The following is a 5,200-nucleotide window of genomic DNA, read 5'->3' as shown; positions in this document are numbered from 1 at the left end:
AAGACCTTATTTGAATTGTAGAGTCGTGAAATTTGAAGATTATATTAGAAAAAAGAGGTTTTTTCACAGCCTGACGTTCCCGCGCTACAAGCAGTTTGGGACTAAATTAAGACCATTCTTCGGATTTGACAAATCATCCCAGATACAAAACCAACTTCCAATTAAGCCTAATACCCAAATTGCTTGTAGCGTGTGTTAGTGGCAGTTATTTTTCGGTTGCCAATGTGTTCATATAGGAATTAAGTCTATAACTAAATCTATTTTTGTCTGAACCTAATGTTTTAAATTCTCTCTTTATTAGTTCAACCAAATGTTCTTTTACTGGTTTACTTTCCATTTTTGCACATATTGCTTTTACCCAATATATATAAGAAGAATTTGGAAAATCTATTAATGCTTCATTTAGTTCTACATCATTAGATTTGATTTTGTCAACTCTAATTGTAAAATAACTTTTGGCAAATCTTTCATCTTTAAAAACTTTCCAACCCAATTTATCAATTTCAGGTTTTACTTGTCCATCAACTGTTCCTTGTAAATATGCATAAATATTTAGAATATCTTTGTCATTTGTTTTTTTTGCCAATTCAAGCAATTCTGTTCCTCTTTTTGAATAAAAGTCGCTTTCATTGAGTAAATTATTGGTAAAACATATTCTTAAAAGGTCAGAAGAAATTTCGCCAAATGTTGGGAGAGGATTGTTTTCCAAAATAACTTTATTGGAGATTAGAATTTTTTTAATTTCTTCAACTTGCCCGTTTTCTTCAAAATTTTTTATTTCTAAGTACGCTTTTAAGGTTTTAAAATCAGTGCTTATTTCACCTAATTTATTTTTTGCTAATTGAATGTCTTCGCTTAGAAAATACTCTTGCGTGTGCTTATTCCACCAATCTGATTCCCAATTTTTGTCTAAAAATATTAATGGATAAAAGTTTGAAAGTTGTCCTTGTACAATACCTAATTTTAAATCATTTCTAGTTTTTATTTGAGTTGTCTTGCCGTAAATTGTAAATATAGCATTGTCGATTTTTGTGTGATTTTGGGGATGATTTGATTTCCCCCAATTTGTAATTGATTTTTCTATTTCGGCAATATTTATGTAACAATCGGCTAACCAAACATATGCTCTTATGTCATTTGGCACTTTTTCAGCATAGATTTCATAAAGTTTGGAAGCATCCTTGTATTGTCCATTTCTATGAAGTTCGATTGCATATTCAAGAATGAAATTTTGTTCAAGTTTGTTTGTTAAGTATGCTTCTTCGTGAAGTATGAAGGATTGTTTTGGGTCAATTTCATAAAGAATTCCGCCAACAATGTATTTTTTATATTCATTGTTAGCACTTTTAATTAGTTTGTCTACACAAATTTTTATGTCAGATTTTACAATGCAAGAACTAAAAGTTTCTATTTCACTTTTCAAGTCAGCTTTAGCTACTTCGATCTGTTCTCTATTCGATACTAAAGTTTGAGAAAAACAATTTGAAAAAATAAAAAGCGTAAAAAATATTAAAATTATTTTATTCATTATTAGGTGTTTCGGTTTATAATTGCCACTAACGTCAGTTCGTCTAAAAACCTCCAAACAAACTGTATTTTGTTACTCATGGAGTAAATATATGTTATTTAAACTACATTTAAACTTCGTTCTATTAAAACTAGCTTTATGATTATTAAAATAAAACAGTCCGTAAAAAGGGTTAAATATTGCTCTTATAGTGCCAAAATATAACAGCAGTATTCTTAGATACTGTTTGAGTAGCTTGTGATCAATCAGGTTGAAGATTCGGCGCAGGTTGTAGGCGGTAAAAATCAATCCAACATCCGCTACGGCGCGTTTGATGGTTTTCTTGGTCATAATGTAATAAAAGTCCCATTGCCTTTTGATAACGCCATATGGATGCTCTACTATGGCTTGGCGTCTGCGGTAGATTTCATAATTATTTTGGATTCTTTCTTTATTTTGATAAATCAAATCGGCGTATTGGGAGCGTTCAATTAGTCTGCCTTTGGCATTTTTAGTGCATTTTTTAAAGAGTTTACAACTCAAACACGCACTAGTTTTATAATGCTTCATCTGACTTATTGACTTACCGTTTTTTTTGGCGTACCAATTTCCATTGGTCGTAAGGGTTTCATTAGCAGGACACGTATAAGTATCTGTTTCTTTATTGTATCTAAAATGTTCTACATCAAAAGCCAAATCAGGCGCGTGTGCAGAAACGCCAGGAATGGCCACCAACACATCAATTCCAAGACTATTAGCGCAATCAAATTCGCTCCCAGTGTGATAGCCTTTATCATAAATGGCGGTAAAATTATTGTGTCTTAAAATAGTTTTGGCTCGGCGTAACATGCCGCCCATAGCTTTAGAATCGTTTTCATTGGTCACCTTAAAATCAATGGGAATGTTGTGTAGTGCATCTACGGTAGTTTGTACTGTGTAGGCCACTTCCGAGATGTTGTTTCGAGTCATTATTTGACGGCTATCTGGATCCGATGTCGAGATTTGAGTAACGCCAGTAGTATCAATTGTATTTTGATACCCAATGTATTTTTGTTTTTGTATACTGTGTTTTTTTATCTTCTTTGCAATACTTTGTTTTTCGTGAACATCGCCGTCTTCTTTGGCTAAAGTTGCGTTATATTCTTCGAGTCTAGCATCAATGTAAGCAATGTGACGCTCTATTTTGTTTGGATTAAAATTGTTTTTCTTGGAGTTTTGGGCTCTAAGTTTGGTGCTGTCACCAGCGACCAAAGCACCACCAATGAGTTCAAAGTGCGTGGCTAGTTTTACAGTGGCTCGAAAAATACGAGCAATGGCTTTAGAATTGTCTTTTCGGAAATTAGCAATGGTGTTGTGGTCTGGAACCAAACCTTTCAAAAGCCACATAAGTTCAATGTTGCGATTGCATTCTTTCTCCAAAGTTCTGGAGGAACGCATGCGGTTGAGATAACCGTAAATAAAGAGTTTGAGCAAATCCGAAGGATGATAAGCGGGTCTTCCGTTCTCGACAAAATCGAAAATGAATCCAAAATCAGCGAGTTTAAGACTGTCTACAAAAAGGTCAATAAGTCTGATTTCGTTGTCTTGCGCAATGGCATCATCAATCGATGAGGCAAAAAGCGGGAGTTGGTTTCTGTTAGTTCCGTTGATGAATTTCATCCTTAAATATACATAAAACCAACGAGTTATGCAAATTATTTGAATGATTTTTTGTACAAATTATCTAACAGGGGAAAAGGAGGTTATTAGACAGTTTGACGTCTCGTGGCTTGGCGTCAGTTGGGGATTTGGTTAGCCAAATGTATCGATTTAAGACCCAACTTCCAAGTACAAAACCAACTTTAAAGTTTGCCTAAAACCCCAATTGCGCCAAACCGCTGTTGGCAGATCGTTGCTTTATTTGGTTATGTTGCAATGAAATGCCGTAAAATATTTCGGTAATCCACCCATATTTTCTTCGTCAGTTTTTCCAAGTAAGATTGTATGAGAGTATGTTTTCCGACCAACTTTATGCGTTTCTTTTATTAGGTAAATTATATCATTTCCAGTTCCTGAATTTGTAATTGCATACATATCATTGTTAGATTTGTTTTTCCCTAAATAAATTATTGTTTCATTAATTTCATTTAGTCCAACAAATTTAAACGTTACTAATCCTCTTGGTAAATCTTCAAATGCCATATCTTTTTTCGTCAGTAATTTTGGGTCACTAAATTTTATTGTTGCCTTTTTATATCCTTCTAATTTTGTTCCATCGTAAGTTTTATCGAATTGATAATCGCTGTAGAAGTTAATTTTTTTGTTTTGCGCAACAAGCATTACTGGTAATGCTAATAAAATTAGTAGTAAGTTTTTCATTTTGTTATTTAAAATTTGATTTAATATTATTTTCAAGTTGTTCTTGAAATGATTTTCCCCACAAAATTCTGTCTTTGTTTCTTAACGAAACTTTTAATTCTCCATAATTTCTAACGCTTTGAATATATTGACAATATTTACTCCAAAGATTTTCAAATTTCAAATTTTCAATTCCTTTATATTCCGGAAATGTGTCGCAAACTCTTATGTCAAAAATTGTAAATTTTTCAGGATATAATAAAGATAGAATTGCCGATGCCATTGGAAGTCTAAAACCAAAATCGACAATTAAAACATTTAATTTCTGCTTTTCAGTTTCTGCTTGATAAATTTTAGTTGTCAAATCCTTTACACTTTCATCAAGATTTGGTTTAAATTTTAGTAGTCGATTGGCTATTTTACTTTTTGCTCTATTTGCTTTCCAAATTATTATACAGAAAAAATCAAAAGTATTTAAATATCCATTTTGCAAGAAGAAATCTTTTACATCTGTCAAGATATAATTTTCAGTATTGTATAGTTTCAGTTGCAATTCCTCCATTATAAAATTTACTTTTCTTATTTCTACGATTTTTTCGGCAATGTCTGCCAACGTCCCGCTACTACAGCGGGTTTGGGACTAAATTAAGCCCTATTTTCGGATTTGCCAAATCTTCCCAAATACAAAACTAACTTTCCATTAAACCCAATGCCCAAATCCGTTGTAGTTGCTGTTGTGCCTAGTTTTTTTCAATCTGATCTATATCCAATACGTCACTCAATTTACTTAAACTAGATTTTGAGAATCTTCTGAATGCAAATTCAATAAATACATACCTAATCATTAATAATTGTAGTATTGCCACAAGTATAAAGATTATTGAAAACTCTTCTTTATTAGTGAAAAATTGAACAATTAAACCAATAAAAGGGAAGCATAATAAAACAGTAAGTAAAATTCGGAAGGCTTTATTTATTTCCACTTCAACTTTTCCATCTTTATTATCAATTTCGCCTTTTAAAACACAAAATGCACCTTTTCCAATTTCGGATGATATTATTCTAAATGTATTGTTTTTAATTATACCACGAAATGATTTGTCAGTTATACTTGAAGTCAAACTTTCAGACAATTCTGTTCTTCTTTTTAAACGTTCAATAGTTTCTGTTTCTTCTCCAATTATTTTGAATGTATAAGTGCTTTTTGGAAATATGTTCATTCGTTATTCGTCTTTAAAATTAGGTACAACGTCAGTCTGTGAAAAAACTCCCGTTTTATTATGCTCAAATATACTAAAAAACTTGTATTAAAAGAAGATTTTTCGTATTTTTAAGCATGCAACACATCATAGGTAT

Annotated in this window: 6 protein-coding genes; 1 reads left to right on the top strand and 5 read right to left on the bottom strand. The window is 32.0% G+C overall.

Going from position 1 to position 5,200, the window contains the following annotated elements:
• Nucleotides 1–199: hypothetical protein (locus ACNQGB_RS15890; RefSeq protein WP_472777148.1), on the top strand; the 199-nt coding region annotated here is incomplete at its 5' end.
• A gap of 6 nt (nucleotides 200–205) precedes the next feature.
• On the opposite strand, the gene ACNQGB_RS15885 is transcribed toward ACNQGB_RS15890, so the two are convergent.
• The 5 genes from ACNQGB_RS15885 to ACNQGB_RS15865 all read right to left on the bottom strand — a co-directional run bounded on the left by ACNQGB_RS15885 (nucleotide 206) and on the right by ACNQGB_RS15865 (nucleotide 5,064).
• A complete protein-coding gene (locus ACNQGB_RS15885) occupies nucleotides 206–1,528 on the bottom strand; it encodes a tetratricopeptide repeat protein (RefSeq protein WP_417947909.1) in 1,323 nt (440 codons plus the stop codon).
• 72 nt (nucleotides 1,529–1,600) lie between these two features.
• Nucleotides 1,601–3,166, bottom strand: coding sequence for an IS1182 family transposase (locus ACNQGB_RS15880; protein WP_472777147.1), 1,566 nt, complete (start codon nucleotides 3,164–3,166; stop codon nucleotides 1,601–1,603).
• A gap of 237 nt (nucleotides 3,167–3,403) precedes the next feature.
• Entirely contained in the window at nucleotides 3,404–3,865 is a 462-nt protein-coding gene (locus ACNQGB_RS15875; RefSeq protein WP_417947834.1) for a hypothetical protein, read from the bottom strand.
• 4 nt (nucleotides 3,866–3,869) lie between these two features.
• A complete protein-coding gene (locus ACNQGB_RS15870; protein WP_417947835.1) occupies nucleotides 3,870–4,457 on the bottom strand; it encodes a hypothetical protein in 588 nt (195 codons plus the stop codon).
• A 127-nt stretch (nucleotides 4,458–4,584) separates the two neighbouring features.
• On the bottom strand, nucleotides 4,585–5,064 hold the full coding sequence (locus ACNQGB_RS15865) for a hypothetical protein (RefSeq protein ID WP_417947836.1): 480 nt from the start codon (nucleotides 5,062–5,064) through the stop codon (nucleotides 4,585–4,587).
• Nucleotides 5,065–5,200 lie beyond the last annotated feature (136 nt).

The sequence above is a fragment of the Flavobacterium frigidum genome (assembly GCF_048286795.2).
Note: the sequence above shows the minus strand (reverse complement) of the source record. Positions and strands in the feature narration are given on the sequence as shown.

Bases quoted from the DNA above. Each gene is read 5' to 3' on its own strand.
- ACNQGB_RS15865 (WP_417947836.1), bottom strand. From the start codon at position 5,064: ATGAACATATTTCCAAAAAGCACTTATACATTCAAAATAATTGGAGAA.
- ACNQGB_RS15875 (WP_417947834.1), bottom strand. From the start codon at position 3,865: ATGAAAAACTTACTACTAATTTTATTAGCATTACCAGTAATGCTTGTT.
- ACNQGB_RS15880 (WP_472777147.1), bottom strand. From the start codon at position 3,166: ATGAAATTCATCAACGGAACTAACAGAAACCAACTCCCGCTTTTTGCC.
- ACNQGB_RS15885 (WP_417947909.1), bottom strand. From the start codon at position 1,528: ATGAATAAAATAATTTTAATATTTTTTACGCTTTTTATTTTTTCAAAT.